Annotated in this window: 20 protein-coding genes and 5 pseudogenes; 7 read left to right on the forward strand and 18 right to left on the reverse strand. The window is 65.0% G+C overall.

The annotated features are described in order from the left end of the window. Positions 1-81: 81 nt before the first annotated feature. The 3 genes from G6N47_RS14520 to G6N47_RS14530 are packed head-to-tail and all read right to left on the reverse strand — an operon-like array spanning position 82 to position 3844. Entirely contained in the window at positions 82-879 is a 798-nt protein-coding gene (locus tag G6N47_RS14520; protein WP_083134380.1) for a slipin family protein, read from the reverse strand. Then, positions 876-1502, reverse strand: coding sequence for a hypothetical protein (locus G6N47_RS14525; RefSeq protein ID WP_083134379.1), 627 nt, complete (start codon positions 1500-1502; stop codon positions 876-878). Before G6N47_RS14525 ends, G6N47_RS14520 begins: the two co-directional genes overlap by 4 nt. Positions 1503-1504: 2 nt before the next feature. Then, on the reverse strand, positions 1505-3844 hold the full coding sequence (locus tag G6N47_RS14530) for a nitric-oxide reductase large subunit (protein WP_083134378.1): 2340 nt from the start codon (positions 3842-3844) through the stop codon (positions 1505-1507). Positions 3845-4023: 179 nt separating this feature from the next. Between G6N47_RS14530 and G6N47_RS14535 the strand changes: the two genes are divergently transcribed. Then, entirely contained in the window at positions 4024-4830 is an 807-nt protein-coding gene (locus G6N47_RS14535) for a universal stress protein (protein WP_083134377.1), read from the forward strand. On the opposite strand, the pseudogene G6N47_RS14540 reads toward G6N47_RS14535, so the two are convergent. After that, positions 4825-5277: pseudogene (locus G6N47_RS14540) on the reverse strand (hydrogenase formation protein HypD); the annotation flags it as partial. The gene G6N47_RS14535 and the pseudogene G6N47_RS14540 overlap by 6 nt on opposite strands. Between G6N47_RS14540 and G6N47_RS29695 the strand changes: the two are divergent. The 4 genes and pseudogenes from G6N47_RS29695 to lipL all read left to right on the forward strand — a co-directional run. Continuing rightward, positions 5278-5391, forward strand: a pseudogene (locus G6N47_RS29695) (hydrogenase nickel incorporation protein HypB); the annotation flags it as partial. Between the two features lie 129 nt (positions 5392-5520). Further along, positions 5521-5871: a ferredoxin gene (gene fdxA, locus G6N47_RS14550; protein ID WP_083134376.1), complete on the forward strand. Its 351-nt coding sequence runs from the start codon at positions 5521-5523 to the stop codon at positions 5869-5871. A 10-nt stretch (positions 5872-5881) separates the two neighbouring features. Beyond that, a complete protein-coding gene (locus tag G6N47_RS14555) occupies positions 5882-6355 on the forward strand; it encodes a pyridoxamine 5'-phosphate oxidase family protein (RefSeq protein ID WP_083134375.1) in 474 nt (157 codons plus the stop codon). A 290-nt stretch (positions 6356-6645) separates the two neighbouring features. Continuing rightward, on the forward strand, positions 6646-7959 hold the full coding sequence (gene lipL / locus G6N47_RS14560; protein ID WP_232080213.1) for an esterase/beta-lactamase LipL: 1314 nt from the start codon (positions 6646-6648) through the stop codon (positions 7957-7959). Positions 7960-7974: 15 nt separating this feature from the next. Here lipL and G6N47_RS14565 read toward each other — a convergent pair. Next, positions 7975-8313 (reverse strand): annotated as a pseudogene (locus tag G6N47_RS14565) (sigma 54 modulation/S30EA ribosomal C-terminal domain-containing protein); the annotation flags it as partial. A 296-nt stretch (positions 8314-8609) separates the two neighbouring features. On the opposite strand from G6N47_RS14565, the gene G6N47_RS14570 reads away from it, so the two are divergent. Beyond that, complete coding sequence (locus G6N47_RS14570) at positions 8610-9038, forward strand: hypothetical protein (RefSeq protein WP_249025621.1); 429 nt, start codon at positions 8610-8612, stop codon at positions 9036-9038. A 126-nt stretch (positions 9039-9164) separates the two neighbouring features. Here G6N47_RS14570 and G6N47_RS14575 read toward each other — a convergent pair whose 3' ends face one another. The 7 genes and pseudogenes from G6N47_RS14575 to G6N47_RS14605 all read right to left on the reverse strand — a co-directional run bounded on the left by G6N47_RS14575 (position 9165) and on the right by G6N47_RS14605 (position 15480). Then, positions 9165-10082: a universal stress protein gene (locus G6N47_RS14575; RefSeq protein ID WP_083134372.1), complete on the reverse strand. Its 918-nt coding sequence runs from the start codon at positions 10080-10082 to the stop codon at positions 9165-9167. Positions 10083-10108: 26 nt separating this feature from the next. Next, positions 10109-10945 carry a slipin family protein gene (locus G6N47_RS14580; protein WP_083134371.1) on the reverse strand — a complete coding sequence of 279 codons (837 nt, stop codon included), beginning with the start codon at positions 10943-10945 and terminating at the stop codon, positions 10109-10111. A 95-nt stretch (positions 10946-11040) separates the two neighbouring features. After that, positions 11041-11484 (reverse strand): hydrogenase maturation protease, encoded by a 444-nt coding sequence (locus G6N47_RS14585; protein ID WP_083134370.1) that lies wholly within the window; start codon positions 11482-11484, stop codon positions 11041-11043. Next, positions 11481-12765 (reverse strand): annotated as a pseudogene (locus G6N47_RS14590) (Ni/Fe hydrogenase subunit alpha). Before G6N47_RS14590 ends, G6N47_RS14585 begins: the two are co-directional and overlap by 4 nt. Next, positions 12762-13520 carry an NADH-quinone oxidoreductase subunit B family protein gene (locus G6N47_RS14595; protein WP_083134369.1) on the reverse strand — a complete coding sequence of 253 codons (759 nt, stop codon included), beginning with the start codon at positions 13518-13520 and terminating at the stop codon, positions 12762-12764. Before G6N47_RS14595 ends, G6N47_RS14590 begins: the two are co-directional and overlap by 4 nt. Then, a complete protein-coding gene (locus G6N47_RS14600; protein WP_083134368.1) occupies positions 13521-14375 on the reverse strand; it encodes an FAD/NAD(P)-binding protein in 855 nt (284 codons plus the stop codon). After that, entirely contained in the window at positions 14368-15480 is a 1113-nt protein-coding gene (locus G6N47_RS14605) for a 4Fe-4S dicluster domain-containing protein (protein ID WP_083134367.1), read from the reverse strand. Before G6N47_RS14605 ends, G6N47_RS14600 begins: the two co-directional genes overlap by 8 nt. A 75-nt stretch (positions 15481-15555) precedes the next feature. Between G6N47_RS14605 and G6N47_RS14610 the strand changes: the two are divergent. After that, positions 15556-17225 (forward strand): annotated as a pseudogene (locus G6N47_RS14610) (sensor histidine kinase). Positions 17226-17231: 6 nt separating this feature from the next. On the opposite strand, the gene G6N47_RS14615 reads toward G6N47_RS14610, so the two are convergent. Genes G6N47_RS14615 through G6N47_RS14640 form a run of 6 tightly spaced genes read right to left on the reverse strand, consistent with a single transcriptional unit; the run spans position 17232 to position 22678 of the window. Beyond that, entirely contained in the window at positions 17232-17486 is a 255-nt protein-coding gene (locus G6N47_RS14615; protein WP_083134365.1) for an acyl carrier protein, read from the reverse strand. A gap of 7 nt (positions 17487-17493) precedes the next feature. Further along, on the reverse strand, positions 17494-18669 hold the full coding sequence (locus G6N47_RS14620; protein ID WP_083134364.1) for a dihydrolipoamide acetyltransferase family protein: 1176 nt from the start codon (positions 18667-18669) through the stop codon (positions 17494-17496). Further along, positions 18666-19643, reverse strand: a complete 978-nt coding sequence (locus G6N47_RS14625) for an alpha-ketoacid dehydrogenase subunit beta (protein WP_083134363.1) — start codon at positions 19641-19643, stop codon at positions 18666-18668. The genes G6N47_RS14620 and G6N47_RS14625 overlap by 4 nt, the downstream gene beginning before the upstream one ends. Then, complete coding sequence (gene pdhA / locus G6N47_RS14630) at positions 19640-20611, reverse strand: pyruvate dehydrogenase (acetyl-transferring) E1 component subunit alpha (RefSeq protein WP_083134362.1); 972 nt, start codon at positions 20609-20611, stop codon at positions 19640-19642. The genes G6N47_RS14625 and pdhA overlap by 4 nt, the downstream gene beginning before the upstream one ends. Beyond that, positions 20608-22383, reverse strand: coding sequence for an acetate--CoA ligase (acsA, locus tag G6N47_RS14635; protein ID WP_083134361.1), 1776 nt, complete (start codon positions 22381-22383; stop codon positions 20608-20610). Before acsA ends, pdhA begins: the two co-directional genes overlap by 4 nt. Positions 22384-22390: 7 nt before the next feature. After that, the gene (locus tag G6N47_RS14640) at positions 22391-22678 is read right to left on the reverse strand and encodes a hypothetical protein (protein ID WP_232080214.1); all 288 of its coding nucleotides are present in this window, start codon (positions 22676-22678) and stop codon (positions 22391-22393) included. Between the last annotated feature and the right edge of the window lie 25 nt (positions 22679-22703).

The raw sequence follows: 22703 nt of genomic DNA on the forward strand, positions 1-22703 counted from the left end.
TTCTCCGAAACCGGACGCGGTTACAGGGCCATTGGTCCCTGGCCCGGTGGCCCTTTGGCCCGGGTGAGCGTTCACACCTGTTTAGCGCCGGTCGTTCAGCGCGCTTGAAATGTCTTCCAACACCTCTGGGTGTTTCAAGAATGGCGTGATGATGTCGACAGGCAGTGGGAACACGACGGTCGAATTCTGGTCGGCACCAAGCTCCAATAGCGTTTGCAGGTAGCGCAATTGAAGTGACGCCGGATTTTTCGACAATGTCTCGGCGGCTTGGCGCAATTCCTCGGACGCCTGGAGTTCGCCGCGTGCGTTGATGACTTTCGCCCGCCGTTCGCGTTCGGCTTCGGCCTCCCGGGCCATCGCCCGCTGCATCGATTCGGGTATTTCGACGTCCTTGATCTCGACAACCCGCACCTGCACCCCCCATGGCTCGGTCTGCTTCTCGATGATCGTGCGCAGGTCGCTGTTGAGGTCTTCGCGGTGTGCCAGCAGGGTGTCCAGATCCGCGCGGCCCAGCAGCGAGCGCAGCGTGGTCTGGGCGATCTGTGAGGTCGCGACGGCGTAGTTCTCCACAGCCAGGATGGCTTTCGACGGGTCCATGACCTGGAACATGACGACGGCGTTGACGCGGGCCGGGACGTTGTCTCGGGTGATGACCTCCTGCGGCGGGATGGTCAGGGTGACGACCCGTTGATCTACCCGAATCATCCTGTCCACCAAAGGGATCAGAAACCGCAACCCCGGCCGGTACAGCGGCCGGACGTGTCCCATCCGGAAGACGACCCCGCGCTCGTATTCGCGCAGCACCACGAGGGAGAAGTATGCCAGCACGGCAAGTACGGTGAGCGCGACCACCGCAACCGCGATTACCCCGGCGCTCACTGCGGGCCGTCCTGCTTCTGCTTCCAGCCGCCCCACCGGGTGGAGTATCGGTCGATCGCCGCCGCCACCTGCTCCTCGAGACCGGTGCGGTGCGGCAGGTATTCGGGAGCGTTGGACGGGCTGTTCCACAAGTGCCGCGCCAGTGGCAGCCCAACGATCACGACAACCAGGGCAGCGCCGCCCAACATCAGCACGTCGACTGGAGTGTGGTGGCCGATCAGCATCGCCAGCGGCATGATGACGCCCAGCGCTGCCACGAAACAGGCGATGCCGCGGTGGAACCGGCCGGCGTCCGAGTACGGCCACGGATCGATCTCCCGGGTGATCTCCCGGCCGTGATCCGACGTTGTGCATGTCGACTTCACTGGGCAACCGTTGCATACCACCGGCAGCGCCCGGTACCGCATCACCCGGTGTTGCGGGTCGAACGACGTCGGCCACAGCCACTGGTCCTGGGGGCACACCCAGGCGTCGTGGTCGGGCCGGTAGACGAATTTGCCGGTGCGCCACCGCGCGGCGACCCCCGACACTCGCTTGGCCATCGCGTCGAAGCCCCATCCGACGGTCACCAGGAACAATGCGTATCCGGCGACCAGCCACACCGACGTGGCGGGCGCAGCCATCGTCACTCCTTCGCCGGCGCCGCGGACTCGGCTTCCGCGGCAGGGGTTGTCTCGGTGTAGAGCGGATGTTCCGGCAACTCCTGGGCCACCGAACCCGATCGGAAGTTGCGGACGGCTGTCCACGCGATCCAGATGAAGGGCAGCACACCGCCGAGAATCAGAATCAGATCACCGGGCATTCGCAGCCACTCGAGCACCGAGTTGCCCGGCCGGGTGATGTAGCCCAACGAGCGGGCCTCGAAATAGCCCTCGTTGACCGAGTGGTAGAGCTGCATCACGCCCAGCGGCAACAACGTTGCGAACACCATCCAGGCCAGCCCGATGTTCATGCCCCAAAACGATAGTCGTGCAAGCTTTTCCGGCCACTTCTCGGCCGGGATGATGTAGCGGAACGCGAACATCGCCAGGCCGACTGCGAGCATGCCGTAGACACCCATCATGGCGGCGTGCCCGTGGTTGGCGGTCAGCGCGGTGCCGATTTGGTAGTAGGACACCACTGGCAGGTTGATCAGGAACCCAAAGATGCCGGCGCCCAGGAAGTTCCAGAAGCCAACGGCCACCAGGAACATCACCGCCCAGCGGTGGGGGAAGGGCTTGGCGTCACCGGACTGCTGGCGCGACCCGAGCTGCAGGAACGCCCACGCCTCGACGGTCAGGAACGTCAGCGGGATGACCTCGGCGGCCGAGAAGAACGCGCCGAGCGCCATGTGCTCGACCGGGGTGCCCGAGAAGTACAGGTGATGCATGGTGCCGATCACGCCGCCGGCGGAATACAAGATGATGTCGAGGAAGATCACCCCGAGCGCAATCCGTTCCCGCACCACCCCGAGCAGAACGAAGATGTAGGCCACCATCACGGTGGTGAACAGCTCGAGGAAGTCTTCCACCCACAGGTGCACCACCCAGAATCGCCAGAAGTCCGCCACCGAGAAGTGGGTCTTGCTGCTGGCCAGCAGGCCCACCGCATAGAACACCGGGATAGCCAGCCCGGCGAAGAAGAACATCCACGGCATGTTGAGTTTCGATTCGCCCCGCAGCCGGGCCCGCATCCCGCGCCAGATGATCGCGATCCACAAAAACAGGCCGACGATCAGCAGGATCTGCCACAACCGCGGCAGGTCGAGGTATTCCCATTGCTGGGAGAACAGCGACCCTTCCGGGATCATCCCGTAGATGGACAGCGCTTCGGTGATCAGGGAGCCGAATACGACCAGCGCGACCGCGCCCAGTAACCCGTACGCCAGCCAACTCTGGCGTTTCGGCTCCCGGCGGGCGATGAATGGCACCAGGAAAATGCCGCCGGCCAGAAACGCCGCCGCGGTCCAGAACAGGGCCAGCTGCACATGCCAGGTGCGGGCCAGGTTGTAGGGCAGCACCCGGGCCAGGTCCAAACCGAAGAAATTCGACAGGTCGGCCCGGTAGTGCTCGGCGGCCGCGCCCACCAATGTCTGCGCCAAGAACAGCACCGACACGATCGCGAAGAACCAGACCGTGGCGCGCTGAGCCGGTGTCAGGCCCACCTCGCCCGGCTCGCGGAACGACAACGTGGTTGCCTGCTCGCCGTGCCAGCCGACCTGTTGGCTCCAGCGGCCGTACACGGCGAACATGATCCCGATGCCGCCCAGCAGCGCGATCAGAGACAACGCAGAGAACACGATCACCGACGCGGTTGGGCCGTTGTCGACCCGGGGCTCCGATGGCCAGTTATTGGTGTAGCTGTAGACGTGGCCGGGTCGCTGCGCCGCGGATGCCCAGGCAGTCCAGGCGAAAAACGAAGTCAGATCATGGATCTCGGCCTTGTCGGTGATCAGGCGCGGCAGCAGACCGTATTTGGTGGAGTCCTCGCCGAAGAAGGACGCGTAGTGCCGCTGGATGTTGTCGAACGCCCGGGTCTGCTTGTCGGTGAACACCAGAGTCTTGGTGTCCGGGTTGTAACGGTTGGTGCGAAACTCGGCGACCACCCGATCGTGTGGCTCGCTGACACCTTCTGCCCGGTATTGGCCGGCGACGTCCTCGGTGGCCATCCGCAGGTATTCGGCGGTGCGGTCGGGCCCCAGGTAGGCGCCGTGGCCGAGCACGGAACCGTACTCCATCAGACCGCGAGCTTGGAACAGTTCCTGGCCATGAGTGATGTCGTCCTTGGTGAACAACACCTGACCGGACTGGCTGACAACCTTGTCCGGCATCGGCATCGACGCTGTGTAGGCCCGGTAGGCCAGGATGCCCAGCACCAAGAATCCGAAGATCAACACCAGGGCCACACCCTGGGCCCAGCCCTTGCCGATCAGTGGCTGTGCAGTCGCGCCATTCGAAGCCGGCGATTGAGCCGGTTTGGTTGCCATACCGGTGACCCTCCTCGACCGTGGGCGGATTGCCCGAATTTAACTCGTTTGTGACGCGCGACACGCCGGATTGGCAGGTATTGACCATTGCCGGAGAACGGGGGACCAATGGCCCTGGGGAACGCCATTTTCCGACGCCTAGCTTGAAATCAGCAAAGCACTCGGCAAAGGAGGACGTGATGCGCGACATACGTCCAGCCCCCTCAATGGTTGTTGGCATCGACGGATCACTGGCGGCAACGCACGCGGCTTTGTGGGCGGTCGACGAGGCCGTCAGCCGGGATATCCCGCTGCGACTGGTCTACGTGATCAATCGTGCAGACGGTGGCGGTGTCGACGACCACAGCCGACTGGCGTCCGGTCGTGCGGCGTTGCGTGCAACGCAACGGGCAGTTGAGAAGACCGGTCAACCGGTCAAGGTGGAAACCGACATCGTGTGGGGAACGCCGCTTACGAAACTGGCCGAGGAATCGCGTTCGGCGGTGATGGTCTGCATCGGTTCGATGGGGATGAAACACGCTTGTCACGGCGAGGGTTCCGTCGCGTCCGCCTTGCCCGGCATCGCACGGTGCCCGGTCGCCGTGATCTGTGGCTCTGTGCACCGGCCGGCAACTTTCCGCGTCGGCGCCGTTGCCGTCGAAGCAAATGACGATAGGGCGCTTCAACAAGCCTTCGAGGAGGCGAGACTACGCGGAGCGCCGTTGCAGGCCATCGCCTCGTGGGAGGCGGAGGCGCCCGACGACATCATCGACGGGAACCGGTTGGCCGAAGCGCAACTGAATCGCCGGATCGCCCGCTGGACGCGGCAGTATCCCGACGTGTCGGTCGAGGCAATCGCGGTTCGCGGCAGCGTATGTCGCTATGTAGCCGAGAACGCGGGATCCATCCAGCTTCTCGTTTCGGGTGTGCGCAGTCGCGGGTGCGATGCGGGCAAGCCGGCCGCGGTCAATTGTTCAGTGCTGACCGTGAACGGTAACCACTTATAGGATGCGGGATTCCACCAGCTTGACCGCGTCGCGGTGCATGCGGCCGAAGTTGTAGTAGGCGGCGCAGGCGTCTTCGGGGGACACCATGCAGGTGCCGATCGGGGTCTCCGGAGTGCATGCGGTGCCGAAAACCTTGCATTCCCAGGGCTTGAGCACACCCTTGAGCACTTCACCGCATTGGCACGCCTTGGGGTCGGCGACCCGCACGCCGGGCATGTCGTAGCGCAGCTCGGCGTCGAAGTCGGCGAAGTCGTCGTGCAGCCGCAGCGCGCTCTGCGAGATGAAGCCCAGGCCGCGCCATTCGAAGTGCGGGCGCAACGCGAATACCTTGCCCATCAATGCCAGCGCGGCCGGGTTGCCGTTCTCGGGCACTACCCGCCTGTACTGGTTTTCCACCTCGCAGCGGCCCTCGCGGATCTGGGTCAGCAGCATCGCGACCGACGCGATGTTCGTGAGGTCAATCCGACGGCGACGATTCTGCCGGTCAGTGCCCGCACTGGTGCAGGTATGACAGCTTGGTTGGCCTGGCTGCGGCGATTCGTGGCAAGCGGCGTGGCCTGACAGTTATTGACGCGCCGGTGGCTGTGATGGCCAGGCAGCCTGGCGAGTGCCTGTTGAGGACTTTGGTCCCTGCAGCACAGGGCTTCCGGCTCCGGTTCTCGACGTTCGCCTCTCGCTAGCTTCTGAGGCATGACATACGTGATCGGCAGGGCATGCGTGGACGTCATGGAAAAGTCCTGCGTCCGGGAATGCCCGGTGGACTGCATTTACGAGGGCGCCCGGTCGTTGTACATCAACCCCGACGAGTGCGTGGACTGTGGTGCATGCAAACTAGCGTGCCGGGTCGGCGCGATCTACTACCAGACCGATCTGCCCGACGACGAGCAGCAATACCTCGCCGACAATGCCGCGTTCTTCGCGGAGACGCTTGCCGGCCGCGACGCACCGCTCGGCTCCCCCGGGGGCGCGGCCGCAATCGGCCGGCTGGGGGTCGACACGCCCTTGGTCTCGGCAATGCCACCACGCGTCAGGCCCGGCTGAGGGAATCGTCATGGTGCTGCGACGCGAGCTCGAAGTCCTTGAGCGCCAACAGTGTATGGCATTACTGCAGAAGGTCCGAGTGGGTCGCTTGGTCTTCACTGAGCATGCGCTTCCTGTGGTGCAGCCGGTGAATTTTCGGTTGTGGCACGACGATATCGTGCTCCGCGTTGGCGGCGGCGCAAAGCTCGACGCTGCGGTGCACAACGTTGTCGTGGCGTTCGAGGCAGACGAGCTCGACCCGGATCTGCGCACCGGGTGGAGTGTGACTGTCGTCGGGCACGCGCAGCTGATCACATCCGTCGACGATCTGGTGGAGCTGTCCGGGGTGTTCTTGCAGCCGTGGGTTGAGGGCCGGCGCGACTACTTCGTGCGCATTCTGACAGAGCAGGTGACGGGCCGCCGGATGCGAACACCGGTGGAAGCGACTGACAGCGGCCGGCTTTCGGCACTAGCGCCAAGGGGCGACACTGCATCGAATTGTTGAGCGAGCGCTTCGCAACCGACCGCGTATCTTGACGGCTTTGCCGCCTCACCTGGTCTGCGTGCTGGCGCATCTTTTTGTGCGTCGCTGGGCGGCTCAAGCCTTTTCTCCAGACACCAGGCACTGGTGGAGCCCGGCGATTCCACGCTATTGTCAACGGACGGCGCCACATTCACCAGTTGAGCATGGAAGTCATGAGTGACTTTCGGCCTTGCCCTACGGTGACTTACGACCGTGATCACCAAGCCATCCGGCACTCGCGTCGCTTGCTGCGATGGTCGATTCTGAGCTTTGTGGCACGCGTACGCATTCATCGTTTCGGTGGCAGGCTGCCGGGCGGGGTTTACGGCGCGGCTGATGCGAACTTTGCTTGCGCTGTCCGTAGTTTCGCCGACTTATTCCCGACTCGCCGACTCGGTGGCGGCGCGCTGTCCGTGTACCTCGACGGCTGGCCGGTAGTTGACGTGTGGACCGGGTGGGCAGACCGCCGTGGCACTGTCCCGTGGTCGGAGAACACCGGCGCGATGGTGTTTTCGGTAACCAAGGGGTTGGCTTCGACGGTGATCCATCGGCTTGTCGACCGCGGATTGCTCGCGTACGACGTGCCGGTCGCCGAGTACTGGCCGGAGTTCGGCGCGAAAGGCAAGTCCGCCATCACCATTCGCGATGTCATGCGGCACCGCGCCGGCCTGTCACACCTGGGCGGCGCCACCGGCGCCGAATTGATGGACACCCACACCATGGAGGCCAGGTTGGCGGCAGCGCCAGTGGGGTGGCTGCTCGGCAAGCCGGCCTATCATGCCCTGACCTACGGGTGGCTGATGTCTGGTCTGGCTCGGGCGGTTACCGGCAAGGGAATGCGTGAGCTGATCCGCACGGAGCTCGCCCAGCCGCTCAACACCGACGGGCTGCATTTGGGCCGTCCACCGGCCCACGCACCGACTCGCACGGCACAGATCATCGCGCCGCAGCGCAGTAGGGCCAACCCGCTGTTCAACTTCGTGGCACCGAAGATCGCCGCCTTCCCGCTGTCGGCCGCGTTCGGCGCAATGTACTTCCCGGGCATGAAAGCTTTTGTCCAAGGCGATATGCCGATGCTCGACGGTGAGCTGCCGGCGGCAAACGGGGTGTGTACCGCACGCGCGCTGGCCCGGTTGTACGGTGCGGTTGCCAACGGCGGCCAGCTCGACGGAACACAGTTCCTGTCGCCCGAACTGGTAGCCGGATTGACCGGCAGGCTCAGCCTGCGGCCCGACCACAACCTCTTGCTGCCGTTGGCCTGGCACATGGGATATCACGCGATCCCGCTACCCATCCCGGGTGTGCTGCCCGGATTCGGTCACGCCGGTATGGGCGGATCGATCGGGTGGGCCGATCCGGCCAGCGGGATGGCGTTCGGCTTCGTGCACAACCGTTTGCTGACCCCGATGGTCTTCGACCAGGCGACGTTCATCGGGCTGGGTGCACTGCTGCGGCGCGGTGTCGCTGCGGCGCGACGGCATGGCTACTACATCATGCCCGAATTCGGGGCGCCGTTCCCCGAATCGGCGAACGGCTCCGCCGGGGGAGCCGCTATGCCGACCCGCGGAGTCCGGCGGTTGGGTTGACGGTGATTCTCCGCATCAATTGCTTGGCGAAATCAACCCGTAGTGCCCGTCGTAGCGGTGATACAGCACGCCGGCACGGCCCTCGGCCACGTCGATGAAGAACAAAAACGGCAGCCCGAGCAAACAGAGCTCTTCCTTAGCCCGCTGTAGGGTGAGCCGCGGAGCGGGCTGCGGGCTTAAGGTCACCGGCAGCTCGAAGGGCGCGAGCTCTTCGACCGAGGGTTTGAGCTGTGCGACACGGTAACCGGTTGGCCCCGCCCTGTACACGACACTGGCTTGCCGCGTGCCCTTCTCGGTGAATAGGTGGAAGTCGTAGTCGAGCAGCTCCATCTCCTGCACGGCCTCGTCGAGTGTTCGGGTTGTCGTTATCTCGACTTCTCCTCGGGCAGCTGGAGTTTGGCTCGCAGCCTGCGACCAAGATCAGGCCCTCAGTTGCAGCGCGCAGATGCCCTTGACCGTGCTCGCGGCGTTTGGAATTCATGCCACAACATGCCATCTGCCAGCGAACTGACGAACGCCCCGCACGAAGGGACTTCGGTCCCTATCGCCGGGATTCCCTCGCCTGCTCCGATGGGTGATAGGCCCCAAGGGCCAGTAGTACAGGAGGTATCACAATGAATGCTTCACCGCAATCGCAGGTCCGGACACGCATGTTTGCCCGTGTGCTTGGCCCATTCTTGGTTGTTGTCGACGTGACTGCATTGGCACGCGCGTCGGACATGCGGGGACTGCTCTCCGACTTCGAGGCGAACTCCCTGTGGACCTGGGTCACAGGCGCCTTCATCCTGCTCTTCGGCCTCATCGTCGTTGCTGCGCACCAATACTGGCGTGGTGCCCCGGCGATCATCGTCTCCCTGCTGGGCTGGCTTATCGCGCTGCGCGGGTTGATCCTGCTGGCCTTCCCCAAGGCTTTCGTTTCGCTCGCCAACAGCATGATCGACGCCCAAGGTTGGTGGATGACCGCCTGCGCCGCTTTCGGTGTGGTCGGACTGTACCTGACCTACGTCGGCTGGATGCCGGTCAGCGGACCGGAATCACGAGCACCTAGCTCGGCGGCGAATCTGCGCCGCGCTGCGTAACGCTCGCACAGGGGACGCCTAGTGCCGCCAGGGGCGATGAGGATTCATCGAGTTTGACGCTGGCGCGAAGAAGTGCGAGTGACCAGCGCGCTCACGTCGATCTCGCTTACCGAACCCTATGCGTGATCACTCGGCGATTGGGGTGCGCGGACGCGCCACGATGACCGGTATGTGCGCGGCGTGCACCATCGCATTAGCCACGGATCCGAGCTGCATACCGGCGAAGCCGCCGCGACCGTGGCTGCCCACCACAAGGAGTTGCGCAGACTCGGAGTGGTCGAGCAAATGCCGTGCCGGGTGTTCTGCCACCACTACCCGGTGCACGATGACGTCGGGGTAGCGTTCTTGCCATCCGGCCAAACGCTCGGCCAGCGTCTCCTCCGCGACGGATTGGGCATCGGGCCACGGCGCACCAGGAATGTAGTCAAGACGATCGGCATCGGTGAAGGCATGCAGCGCAACCAGTTCCACGCCGCGCCACGATGCCTCCTCGAATGCGATCGCGGTAGCCAATTCCGAGCCCGGTGAGCCGTCGATGCCGACCAGCACCGGCGCGTGCGAGAGCGTGTTCGGCAGGATGGTGTCATCGTGGATAACCGCCACGGGGCAATGGGCATGATGGACAAGCGCGGTGCTCACCGAGCCGAGGAGCCCACGGCGCAGCGCCCCGTAGCCGCGGGAGCCGACGACGACCATGCGAGCCAGCCCGGACAGCTCGATCAGGGTGGGCACGGGCGGGCAGAAGAATACGCGGGTGTGCACCGTCAATTTTCCGCTGCCGGCGCTAGCGTCAACCACCCGCATTGCCTGATCGATCACCTGCCGGCCACGCTCCTCTTGGATCACCCCGAAATCCTCGGGCAGCGGGGTCGTCACCAATCCCAAACCGCCCCACCCGCGCAATGGGGTTGTGACGATGTGGATGAGATCAAGCGGAACCGAACGCATCAATGCCTCGCGAACTGCCCAGCGGACCGCCGAGTGCGAGTGCTCCGACCCATCGACGCCAACCAGGATTCCGTCGCGTCCAAACCTCTCGGGCATATCGGTGTGCTCCCTAGCATCCGGTTTCAGTGCCGCACCGCGACATCGGCGAACCTCTGGTCGGGTAGACCATCGGGCTGGGCCAACCTCGAAGCGGACGACTCACGCATCAGGAAGCCGGTGAGTTCTCCGATCGCGCTCATCAGGGGGGCGGGAAAGACGACAGTCGTGTTTTTCTCTACTCCGAGTTCGGCGAGTGTTTGCAGATTGCGCAGCTGCAACGCCAGCGGGTGCTCCATCATCGTGTCTGATGCATCGCCCAGCGCGGCGGCGGCACGCGCTTCACCCTCGGCGGCAATGATTTTGGCTCGCTTCTCGCGTTCCGCCTCGGCCTCGCGGGCCATCGCGCGCTTCATGCTATCGGGAAGCTGAATGTCCTTGAGCTCGACCAGGGTGACCTCGACACCCCATTCGACAGTAGTGGTGTCGAGGATTTGGCGGATGCTGCCGTTGATCTTCTCCGTTTGGGCAAGCACCTCGTCGAGGGAATGCTGCCCGACGACATTGCGCAGGGTGGTCTGCGCAATCTGATCGATGGCGGCGTGGACGTTTTCGATCACGACAACCGATTTGCGGGCATCGACGACGCGGAAGTAGGCGACTGCGGCGATGTCTACGCTGACATTATCGCGGGTGATGATTCCCTGCGACTGAATCGGCATGGTCACGATGCGCATCGAAACCCGCAACATCCGGTCGATGACCGGGATGATCAATCGCAGCCCGGGTTCGCGAACGCCGATGACCCGGCCGAGCCGGAAATGTACACCGCGCTGATATTGCTGCACCACGCGAATCGAAGCGATTATCAACAGCGCCACGGCAACCGCGAGGGCCGTGAGGGCTGTCGCGTTCTGGTTCACGACGACTCCAATCTGTCGATCCGACTCAGCTCATCCGACCATTTGCTCCGGGCCATTCGATAGGGACCGAAGTCCCACTTTTCTTGCTCGCGCGGTCAGCCGCGGAACTCGGCCAGTATCGCGTCGACGACTTTGGGCACTGCGGCAGCGACCGCCGGAGTCAGTCCGACACCGTGTCCGGTATCGGCAACATCAACCGTGAACACCACCAGTTCGCCGGGCATTCGGCCCAACGCCCGGCCTAGCGCGACGGTTTGCGCCAGTCCGAGCGCATGGGAACTCACCACTACTTCGGGATCGAGCTCGGCTGCCGCAAAGCGCCGGATACAGCCAGGTGTCGGGCCCACCGCCGCATCCACCACAAGGGCCCGGGCAGCCTTGTTCCACGCCTCGAGCAGCGCGGCGGGTTCGCCAGTTGCGGTCACGGCGCGCAAACCAGGCACACCACACTCTGCGATCTGCTCTGCAACCACGACGCCGACGCCGTCATCGCGGCGGAAGCTATTGCCGATCCCGATAACGACCGCAGTTTCGGTCAATGCCGCTCGACTGTCAAGGTCAGGAAATGCGCCGAACACGAGATGCAGGGATCGTAGTTGCGAATCGCCCGCTCGCACAACGAGGTCAGCGTCGCGTCGTCCAACGATGCGTTGGCGGCCACCAGTTGTGCCATGTCATGTTCAATGGCGGTCTGGTTCTGCGATGTAGGGGGGGATGATTGTCGCCGCCCGGATCAGGCCGTCCGCGCCGATCTCGTAGCGGTGATATAGCAATCCGCGCGGCGCCTCGCTGACACCGTGGCCGACGCCGGCGCGGGCGGGCACCTCGACGAACGGCCGGGACGGTCGCTGATACTCGGCGATGATGCGCAGCGCCTCCTCGATCGCGTACACCACTTCGACGGCACGAACAATGATGCTGCGGAACGGATTGCGACACTCATCGCCGAGTCCCGCCTCGGCAGCGGCTTGCCGGGCGGTCGGTGACAAAGTAGTCGAATTCAGCGAGTAGCGGGCCAACGGCCCCGTCAGAAAGCGGCCGCCGTCGAGTGTCGCGTGCAGCGCGGTCGAGTGCGGCACTTGCAACTCGGCCACGTGGTCGCCGAACTCGGCCACCGGGAACGCCGCTCCGGCGCTGCGGGCAATAAACCCGTTTTCGATCGCGTACCGATCTGAGGTCAGCGCTAACAGCTCATGGTCGAGTTCGGCGTCGGGGAAGTCGAATTCGGCGACGGTGCGAACGGTGTAGAGCGCATCCTCCATCGCATGGCGCAGCATCTCGGCCAGCGGTTTGAGCTCATCGGGCGACGGCACCGAATAAAAGCCGCCCAACCGCACGTTGATGGGATGGATGGCCCGGCCACCGAGCTGCTCCATCAACCGGTTGCCGGCTTTCTTCAGTGCCAGTCCCCGCTCGACGAATTCGCGGCGGTCCTTGGCGAGGCTGATCGCATCGGGATAGCCGAGAAAGTCCGGCGCGTGCAGCAGATAGATGTGCAGCACGTGACTGTGGATCCACTCGCCGCAGTACAGCAGGCGGCGCAGCGCCACCAGCTCGGGATCAACCGTTATCCCGCACGCATTTTCAATCGCGTTGCACGCGCTGACCTGGTAAGCCACCGGGCAGATGCCGCAGACCCGGGCGGTGATATCCGGCGGCTCGGTATACGACCGGCCGCGCAGGAAAGCCTCGAAAAACCGTGGTGGCTCATAGATGTTCAGCTCGGCGGACTCGACCGCGCCGTCCCTCAGCCTGACCCGCAGTGCGCCTTCCCCTTCGACACGGGTCAGCGCCCCGACGTTGAGGATGCGGGTGTTCACCGGTCGTTTCGCTTCCCGGCGAAGGTGGCGACGTTGAATGTCGAAAACACCCGTTCCACCTCCCCGTCGGACATTCCGTCGCGGCGCAGCAGCGGGACCAGGGCCGCGGAATTCGGAGTGGCGGCAGGACCGAAGCACCCGTAGCAGCCTCGCCGATACGACGGGCACAACGCCCCGCATCCGGCATGGGTTACCGGACCCAGGCACGGGATGCCATCGGCGACCAGAACACATGTCACTCCACGCATCTTGCACTCGGTGCATACCGTCTTGGCGGGCAACCGCGGTTTCCGGCCAACCAGCAGCGCGGCGAGGGTTTCCAGCAGCTGACCCCGATCGATCGGGCAGCCCTGCAACTGGTAGTCGACCGTGACGTGCGCCGAGGCTGGCGTCGAAGTAGCCAGTGTCTCAATGTATTCCGGTTGTGCGTAGACGACCGATGCGAACTCCTCGACGTCGGCGAAATTGCGCAACGCCTGCACACCGCCGGCGGTGGCGCAGGCACCGATCGTGACCAGCACCTTGGACTGCTCGCGGATCTCTCTGATGCGCCGCTCGTCGGCAGGAGTGGTGATCGACCCCTCGACCAGCGACACGTCGTAGGGCCCGCCGACCACCGCGCTGGAGGCTTCCAGGAACGTGTTGATCTGCACCTGCTCGGCGATCATCAGCAGTTCGTCTTCGCAGTCCAGGAAGGTCAGCTGGCAGCCGTCGCAGGAGGCGAACTTCCACACGGCCAACGTCGGAGGACTCATCTACAACTCCTTGATCCGCAGTAGCGGTTCGGCAACCTCGTAACTGACAACGGGGCCATCGCGGCATAGGAGCAGCGGTCCCAGCTGGCAGTGGCCGCACCAGCCGATGCCGCATTGCATGTTCCGCTCCAGCGAGACTCGAATGTCACTGGGCGCTATGCCCTTGTCGAGCAGTGCTTGGGCGGCAAACCGCATCATGGCCTCTGGCCCGCAGATCAACGCGGTAGTAGCAGATGGGTCCAGTGTGAGAGCGCGTAGCGGTTCGGTGACCAAGCCAACCGTCCCCGACCAGCCGGATTCGGTGGTATCGACGGTCAGTTCAACTTCGAGAGCGGAATCTTGCGCCCATGCGGCGGCCTCCGTACGAAACAAGAAGTGCTGTGGCGTCCGCGCTCCGGCGATCAGTACCACCCGGCCGTATCGGGACCGCTCGGCCAGCACCTGCAGTATCACTGGGCGCAGCGGGGCCAGCCCGCAGCCCCCGGCGACGATCACCAAATCCCGGCCGGCGCAAGATCCCAAGTCCCAATCCGTGCCAAACGGTCCGCGAACCCCGAGGATCGTGCCCACCTCAGCATCGTGCAGCGCGCGGCTGACCGCTCCGACCAATCGGATAGTGTGTCCGAGGGTGCCCTCGAAGTAGGACGGAACGTCGCTCACCGACATCGCGATCTCACCGACCCCGAAGGCGTACAACATCATGAACTGGCCCGGCGCCGGTCGTGGCAGTCGCTGCGAAAGTGGTTCCAGCCGAAGCGTTGCCGATTCGAAATTCTCGACGACCCTGCTGCGGACCCGATGCGGGACCGGCGCCATCGCCGACGTCGGCGACGGCCACGCCGCGACGTCAGTCATCGCTCGGCCGCCAACGATCGTCGTCGGCAAGTCCGGCGAGCGCGTTCATTTCCTCGGTGATGTCGATTCCGGTGGGACACCACGCGATACAGCGTCCGCAACCCACACAGCCGGTGCTGCCGAACTGGTCATGCCAGGTCCCCAGTTTGTGGGTGATCCAATGCCGATAGCGTGACTCACCCGATTTCCGCACACTGTCGGGATGGGTGTAGGTGAAGTCGAACTCGTAGCACGACGCCCAGTGCATCCAGCGTTCGGCGTGCTCGCCGGAGAGGTCGGTGACGTCTTCGGTGCTGGTGCAAAAACAGGTGGGGCACACCATCGTGCAGTTCCCGCAGGTCAAACATCGGCCGGCCACGTCTTCCCAGCGCGGTGACTCCCGCGAGACAATCAGCAGCTCACGCAAGTCACCTTCGGGCATTTGGCGACCCATGTGATTGGCTGCTTCGCTGACATCGCTTCGGGCCGAATCGATTTCGTTCTGCTCGGCGTCGCGGTGGGGCAGCGCGGCAAGCACGTCAGCACCGTCGTCGCTGCCGACGTCGACCACATAGTGACAGCCGTCGTCGTCGATGCGCTCGGTGAGCGCGAGATCGTAGCCCGGGCCCACCTCGGGGCCAGTCCCCATCGATGCGCAAAAGCACAGTCCGCCCGGTTCGGTGCAGTTGACCGCCACCACGAAGATCCGCCGTAGCCGGCCGACGAAGCCCTGGTCCGGGTGGGCGCCGACGCCGAGGACACCGTTGAGGATCTTGATCGCCGACAGGTCGCATGCCCGCACCCCGATGAAGGCGTACCGCGGCGGCTCTTCCGGTGGGGTTCCGTCGGACGACCACAGCCGCTGTCGTGACGGGTGCAAAAACTGCTTCCATGACTGCGGACCGGCCGAATGGCCGAAGAGCGCATTGTCGTCGCGTCGGCGCAGTCGATAACGCCCGCGCGCGACGTCGACGCCCCAACCGCGCGGCAGATCGTCGGCGGAACTCAGCTCGCCCAATACGATCGCGTCGTCGGAGCGCCTGGGGCCCACCACCCGGTATCCGCGGTCGATCAAGGTGGATATCAGGTGTTCTAGTCCGGTGGCGTCGATCACCGCACTGCCCATTGCTCTATGGTGCCGTGAGCCGGTTCGTAAGATAGGGCCTTTGGGCCATTGCTCGGCTAGAGTTATTTTGACGTCATGGCCAGCGACCAGGATGAATCCGCGTTCACCCGGCTGGGCGAGCGTGACCTGGTGCGCCGAATGCACGAGCAACTCGACGAGTTGCTGGCGGCCCGCGACCAGATGGAACAACTCCTGCGAATCATCGTCGACATCGGCTCTGACCTGAACCTCGACGTGACATTACGTCGCATCGTCAAAGCGGCGATGGAATTGACAGGTGCCCGATACGGGGCGTTAGGAGTCTACGGATCCGCGGGCGGTCTGGTCTCATTCGTCCAGGCCGGCATCGATGCCGAAATGATACGGAGGTTGGGCAGTCCGGCGGTCGACGAGGTCGTTCGTGTCGACGATCTGACAGCTCATCCGCACATCGGCCTTGGTCAAGACGACGACTCCTCGATGCGGGCGCTCCTCGGTCTGCCGATTACCCTTCGTGGAGTCGTCTTAGGCAGCCTCTACCTGGGCGACGACCGGGCGGGCCGGGTGTTCTCCGACGCCGACGAGGCCGCCGCGCGGGCGCTGGCCGCGGCTGCGGCCGAGGCCATCGACAACGCGCAGTTATTCGAACGCGAACGCGCAACGGCCAAGTGGATTCGGGCCAGCCGCGAGATCCTGACCGCTCTGCTGTCCGCGGAGCCGCAGACCGGGCCACTGCAACTGATCGTGGACCGAGCACTGGAATTGACCGATGCCGAGCAGGCGATACTGCTGATTCCGAGCGAGGCGGACCTCTCCGCCGACGAGGTCGACGAGCTTATCGTCACCGCGATGGCCGGCCAGTACGCCCCGGAGGCGATCGGACAGGCAGTACCGGTGGAGGGTTCTACGATGGGCGGGGCAATCCGTCGCGGCCTACCGCTGATCACGAACTCGTTCCTGTATCCGATCGAGGGGTTCACCGATGTCGGTGAACGCTCCGCGATTGTGATGCCGCTATCCGCGAACGGCTCGGTGCTCGGGGTGATCGCCGTGGCCCGCGAGGCCGAAAAGCCACCGTTCAGCGACGATTATCTCGAACTGGTCAGCGACTTCGCCAGGCACGCCGCGATCGCGTTAGCTCTGGCGGCGGGCCGCGAGCATGCCCGCGAACTCGCGATTCTGGCCGACCGCGAGCGGATCGCCCACGACCTGCACGACCACGTGATCCAGAAGCTGTTCGCGGCAGGTCTTGATTTGCAGGGCACCATCGCTCGGTCCCATTCGCCGGAAATCGTCAACCGGCTGACCCACACAGTCGACGACCTGCAGGGCACCATCGAAGACATCCGGGCGACGATCTTCAGGCTGCAAACACCCGGTGAGCTCGGCGTGGATTTCCGGGAGCGAATCCAGAACAGGATCGCCGAGTTGACCGAAGACCGTGACATCGCGACCACGGTGGATATCGCAGGAACGCTGACTGCCGTCACCGGCAACCTGGCCGATCACGCCGAGGCCGTTGTCACCGAAGCTGTCAGCAACGCCGTTCGTCATGCGCAGGCCAGCCGGCTGACCGTTCGGATCGAGGCGAATCGCCGGTTGGTCATCGAGGTCAGCGATGATGGCCGTGGCATTCCGCCAGGCAACCAACGTCGCAGCGGCCTGGCCAACATCGAGCGCCGGGCCGCGCAAGTCGGCGGCGAATGCTCGATCACCATGCCAGCCGGGGCGGCACCCGGCTGTACTGGGCGGCACCGCTGTCGTGAGCAGCATCACCCGGGCGCCCCGTGCTCCTCGACGTAACGAACGACGTCTGTAAGGGTCCGCAGCGATCCATAGTCGGCCTCGGGAATGTCGACATGCAGACGCTTGTGAATTCCGACCAGGAAGTTCAGCCAGTCCATCGAATCAAGATCAACTTGGTTGCGCAGCAGTACGTCGTCTTCGATCTCGGCCGGATCCACTTCGGGGGCGATGTCCGTTAGCACCGACAAGACTTCGGCGCGAAGGCTTTTCATGCTCGTCATGGCGCACTCATTTCTCCAGTTCTTGCGGATGTTGGAGCAACTCGTCGATGGCCGCGAGGAACAACGCCCCGCGGTGGCCGTCGGTGGCGCGGTGATCCGCCGAGAGCGTGGCTTGCACGGTGGTGACGACCCGGATTCCGCCGTCGATGACGCACACCCGCTGCGCCGGTTTGCCGAAACCCACCAGCGCCACCTGGGGCGGGTAGATCACCCCGAAAACCGCGTCCACCCCGCGGTCGCCGAGATTGGTGACGGTGATGGTGGGGTCCGACATCTCCGAGCTGCGCAGCGAGCCGGCCCGGGCCCGCGCGACCAGATCGGTCAGATCGCTCATCAAGTCGTCGAGCTTTTTGTCCGGCACGTCGTGGATGGCCGGGGCGACCAGCCCGCCGCCGCGCAGGTTGATCGCCACGCCGACGTGTACTCCGGTGGCGGGCTGGAAGGTGTCGCCCTGCCAGAATCCGTTGAACTCGCCGAACTGCCGGGCCGCCAGCCCGACGGCCTTGAGCTGCAGCACGGCCGGCAGCACCCGCTCGGTGATCGGGCGCGCCGCGTTGCGCTGGGTCAGCCACGCCAGCGCCTTCTCCAGCTGGATTTCGTGCGAAAGGTAGTAGTGCGGAATCTCGCGTTTGGATCGGCTCATCGCGGCGGCGATCGAGCGTCGCATCGCGGCGCCGCGATCGGCCGCGGCGGCCTTGGGCTGCTGCGGCTTTCCCGACGCGGCGGCGTGCTCGACGTCGTGGATGGTGACCGCTCCCTGTGGGCCGGTGCCGCTGACCGTGGTGACGTCGATCCCGAGCGACTCGGCGAGCCGCCGCGCGGCCGGGGACACCCAGCGGCGGTGCGGCGGCGCGGGTTTCGTGCCCGTCGGCGCAGACTTTGCCGGTGGTTTGGCCGGTGCCGCGGCTTTGCGTGCTACGCGTTTGCGCGGCGCGGGCACGGTTTCGCCGGGTTCCAGCAGCGTGGCCAATACCGTTCCAACTCCGACAGTTTCACCGACTCCAACCAAGAGCTCGTGCACGACGCCGTCGTGCCAGCATTCGACTTCCACTGCCGCCTTGGTGGTTTCGACGACGGCGACAACCTGGCCGCGCGACACCGTGTCGCCCGGTTTGACCAGCCATTCGTTGAGTGTTCCCTCGTCCATGTCCGCGCCGAGCGCGGGCATCTTGAACTCGATCATCCGCCGTCCCCGAGCAGGCTTTTCACGGCGGCGACGATCGTGTCCGGCTGCGGAAGCGCGGCCTGTTCGAGGTGCTTGGCGTACGGCATCGGCACTTCTGCGCTGCATACCCGGGCGATCGGCGCGTCGAGGTCGAAGAACGCGCCCTCGACGATTCGCGCGCTGACCTCCGCGGCCAGACTTCCCGAGCGCCACGCTTCGTCGATCACCACCGCGCGGTGCGTCTTACGCACCGACTCCAGGATCGTGTCGGTGTCGAGCGGCCGAAGTACCCGCAGATCGATCACCTCGCAGTCGATTCCGGCCAGGGACAACTCGTTGGCGGCATCCAGCGCCTTGGGCAGCGACCCGCCATAGGCGATCACGGTAGCGTCGGATCCGCTGCGCCGCACGGCCGCCCGCTCGATGTCCGTGGGGGTGAGCGCGTCGACGTCGCTGGCGGTGTTGTAGAGCTGGACGTGTTCGAAGATCACCACCGGATCGGGGTCGGCCAGCGCCGGGGCGAGCATGCCGTATGCGTCGGTCACCGTCGCCGGGGCGACCACCTTGATGCCCGGGATGTGCGCGTACCAGGGTTCGAGGCTGTGCGAGTGCTGGGCGGCCAGCTGTCGGCCTGCCCCGGTTGCCATCCGGATGACGATCGGCACCGAGAACTGCCCGCCGGACATGTGCCGCAGCGCCGCGGCGGTGTTGACCACCTGGTCGAGCGCCAGCAGGCTGAAGTTAACGGTCATCACCTCGACGATCGGGCGCAACCCGCCCAGCGCCGCACCGATTCCGATACCGACGAAACCCAACTCCGACAACGGCGTATCGCGCACCCGGTCCTCACCGAACTCGTCGAGCAGCCCCTTGGACGCCGCGTAGGTGCCGCCGTAGCGGCCGACGTCCTCACCCATCAGCACCACCCGCGGGTCGTCGCGCAACGCGTCGCGCAGGGCGTCGTGTACGGCGGTGCGGTAGCTGGTCTTCATCGCGACGGCTCCGGTGTCAACACGTCGCGCTCGAGGTCGTCGACGCTCTCCCAGGTTCCGGCTTCGGCGAAGGCCACCGCGTCGGCCACTTCACGGTCGGCGGCCTGCTCGATCGCCGCGACGTCAGCGTCGTCGAGGGTGCCGTCGCTCAGGCACTGGTCGGTGAACGCGGGGATCGGGTCGCGCTGGCGCCACTGCGCGACTTCGGCTTTGTCCCGGTACAGCTCGGGATCGAACATCGAATGGGCCCGGAACCGGTAGGTGCGGAATTCGATGAAGAACGGCCCGCCGGTGCCGCGGATGTGATCGACGCCCTGCCGGGTGGCGTCGCGGCAGGCCAGCACGTCCATCCCGTCGACCGCGATGCTGGCAACGTTGTACGACGACGCCTTGACCGTGAGATCGGTCTGTGACTGAGCACGATGCAGCGCGGTGCCCATCGCGTAGAAGTTGTTCTCGCACAAGAACAATACCGGCAGTTTCCACAGCGCGGCCATGTTCAGCGACTCGTGGAACGCCCCCTCGGCGACCGCGCCGTCGCCGAAGTAGCAGGCGGTGACCCGGTTACGTCCCAGCATCGAGTCCGCCAGCGCCAGGCCCACCGCGAGCGGCAGCCCGCCGGCCACGATGGCGTTGCCGCCGTAGAACCGGGTGGCGGCGTCGAACAGGTGCATCGACCCGCCCCGGCCTCGCGAACACCCTTCCTGCTTGCCGAACATCTCGGCCATGATCGAGTTCATGCCGATGCCGCGCAGCAGCGCATGCCCGTGCTCCCGGTAGGTGGCCACCACTGCGTCGTCGGGATCCAGCACGGAAAGCGATCCAGCGGCGACGGCTTCTTCTCCGACATACAGATGCAGGAATCCGCGTATCTTGGCTTTCCCGTACAGCTCTGCGCACTTTTCTTCCATGCGGCGCACCCGCACCATCGACGACAGCAGCGTTCGGGCCAGTTCGCGGTCGGTCATGACCGTACTTTCTCCGCCGGTGGCTCGACGGTGGAGGTGTCACCCTCGGGCAGCCCCAATTCGCGGGCCTTGAGCAGGCGGCGCATGATTTTGCCGCTGCGGGTGTGCGGCAGCGTGTCGACGAACTCGATTTCCTTCGGCGCAACGGTGGCGCCGAGCCGCTTTCGGGCGTGTCCCAACAACTCCCGGCGCAGCTCGTCGTTCGCGGTGAAGCCGGTTTTCAGCAGCACGAACGCCTTCACCACTTCGCCCACCATGGGGTCGGGCTTGCCGATCACCGCCGCCTCGGCGACCGCCGGATGGTCGGTCAGCACATTCTCCACCTCGAACGGCCCGATCAGATGCCCGGCCGACTTGATCACGTCGTCGGCTCGCCCGACAAACCAGAAGTAGCCGTCGGCGTCTCGTTTCACCAGATCACCGGTCAGATACCAGCCATCGGTGAAACACTTGCGGTACCGCTCGTCCTCATGCAGATAGCCGCGGAACATTGACGGCCAGCCGCGCGCCAGCGCCAACTCGCCCTCGACTCCGGGTTCGTCGATGACCGTGACGGTGCCGTCGTCGTCGCGGCGCACCACACACGCGTCGACGCCGGGAAGTGGCCGGCCCATCGACCCGGGTTTGATGTCGAATGCCGGGGTGTTCGCGATCATGATGCCGCCGGTCTCGGTCTGCCACCAATTGTCGTGAATCGGCAAGCCCAGCACCTGTTTTCCCCAGATGACCGCTTCGGCGTTCAGAGGCTCGCCGACACTGGCGATGAACCGCAGCCGCGGGAAGTGGTACCGCTTGGGCAGCTCCGGCCCAGCCTGGATCAGCATGCGCACCGCGGTCGGGGCGGTGTACCAGACCGTCACATTTTGGGACTGCAGAATGCGGTACCAGCGCTCGGCGTCGAACTCCGCCTGGTCGACGATCGAGGTGACACCGTGCAGCAGGGGGCTGATCACACCGTAGGAGGTCCCGGTGACCCAGCCGGGATCCGCTGTGCACCAATAGATGTCATCAGGGTGAAGGTCCAGTGCGTACAAGCCGGTCACGTAGTGCATCGCGACGGCGCCGTGCACATGCAGCGCGCCCTTGGGTGTTCCGGTGGTGCCGCTGGTGAAGTGAAGTAACGCCGGATCGTCGGCGGTGGTGTGCTCGATCGGGGCGGTGTCGTCGGCGCCGGCTATCCATTGCGAAAAGTCGAGAGTCCCGGGTACGGGGCCGTCATCGACGACGAAGATATGCCGCACCGTGCTGAGCCGGCCGCGGATGCCGGCGATCTTGCGTTGGTAGAGCGCCTTCGTTGTGACGAGGACTTTCGCCTCACCGATGCCGATCCGGGTGGCCAGTGGTTCCGGACCGAAGGCCGAGAACAGCGGCGAGACCACGCAGCCGGCGCGCAGCGCACCCATGATCGTGATGTACAGCTCGGGTGTGCGGCCCATGATGGTGAACACCCGATCGCCCTTGTTGACCCCGAGCGAACGCAACACGCTGGTGAACTGACGGGACAGCGCGGCAAGCTCCGCGTAACTGAGGTCGCGGGTGCTCAACGCGCCATCCCAGCTGGTCTCGTTGACGAACCGCAATGCCGTCCGCGTCGCCGATGCGCCGTCCGCGTGCCGGTCCACCGCGGCGTAGGCGATGTTGCAACCGTCACCGCCCATCCCGGCGCACAGCGCCGGCGCGGCCGACCAGGCGAAGGTCGCCCGCGTCTGCTGGTAGTCGGTCAGATGCGGGGTGACCGGCCAGTCGGCGGGCGTCTTGCGGATGAGCTTCACGGTGGTCCTAGACGGCCTTCCCGTTGCCCCTTGCCGATGCGATGTTGGCCATCGCGCGGTCCAACAGTGCCGCGCAAAGTGTTCCGTCGTTGGCCACGTTGCTCAAACCTCTGTGCAGCAGGTAGGTGTGTAAACGCCGGTCGATCGGCCAGTTGGCAAAGCGAGGCCCCGCATACTCGGAACCGAGAAACTCCCGTGCCAGTGCATCCAATTCGGCTTCAAGTGATTCGACGGCAGGTTGCGGCATTATTGTTCCTCTCCGTGCGCTGACCCTTCGATAGTCGTTCTCGGCCATCGCGAGGACCTAGTGCCGAAAGTCA

The sequence above is a fragment of the Mycobacterium branderi genome, assembly GCF_010728725.1.
GTDB classification, from domain to species: Bacteria; Actinomycetota; Actinomycetes; order Mycobacteriales; family Mycobacteriaceae; genus Mycobacterium; species Mycobacterium branderi.

Coding starts and splice junctions, on each gene's coding strand:
- G6N47_RS14595 (WP_083134369.1), bottom strand. CDS start 13,520: ATGAGTCCTCCGACGTTGGCCGTGTGGAAGTTCGCCTCCTGCGACGGC.
- G6N47_RS14640 (WP_232080214.1), bottom strand. CDS start 22,678: ATGGCCGAGAACGACTATCGAAGGGTCAGCGCACGGAGAGGAACAATA.
- fdxA (WP_083134376.1), top strand. CDS start 5,521: ATGACATACGTGATCGGCAGGGCATGCGTGGACGTCATGGAAAAGTCC.
- G6N47_RS14575 (WP_083134372.1), bottom strand. CDS start 10,082: ATGCCCGAGAGGTTTGGACGCGACGGAATCCTGGTTGGCGTCGATGGG.
- G6N47_RS14600 (WP_083134368.1), bottom strand. CDS start 14,375: ATGACTGACGTCGCGGCGTGGCCGTCGCCGACGTCGGCGATGGCGCCG.
- G6N47_RS14615 (WP_083134365.1), bottom strand. CDS start 17,486: ATGACGAGCATGAAAAGCCTTCGCGCCGAAGTCTTGTCGGTGCTAACG.
- G6N47_RS14555 (WP_083134375.1), top strand. CDS start 5,882: ATGGTGCTGCGACGCGAGCTCGAAGTCCTTGAGCGCCAACAGTGTATG.
- G6N47_RS14535 (WP_083134377.1), top strand. CDS start 4,024: ATGCGCGACATACGTCCAGCCCCCTCAATGGTTGTTGGCATCGACGGA.
- G6N47_RS14570 (WP_249025621.1), top strand. CDS start 8,610: ATGTTTGCCCGTGTGCTTGGCCCATTCTTGGTTGTTGTCGACGTGACT.
- G6N47_RS14620 (WP_083134364.1), bottom strand. CDS start 18,669: ATGATCGAGTTCAAGATGCCCGCGCTCGGCGCGGACATGGACGAGGGA.
- G6N47_RS14525 (WP_083134379.1), bottom strand. CDS start 1,502: ATGGCTGCGCCCGCCACGTCGGTGTGGCTGGTCGCCGGATACGCATTG.
- G6N47_RS14605 (WP_083134367.1), bottom strand. CDS start 15,480: ATGGGCAGTGCGGTGATCGACGCCACCGGACTAGAACACCTGATATCC.
- G6N47_RS14530 (WP_083134378.1), bottom strand. CDS start 3,844: ATGGCAACCAAACCGGCTCAATCGCCGGCTTCGAATGGCGCGACTGCA.
- pdhA (WP_083134362.1), bottom strand. CDS start 20,611: ATGACCGACCGCGAACTGGCCCGAACGCTGCTGTCGTCGATGGTGCGG.
- G6N47_RS14625 (WP_083134363.1), bottom strand. CDS start 19,643: ATGAAGACCAGCTACCGCACCGCCGTACACGACGCCCTGCGCGACGCG.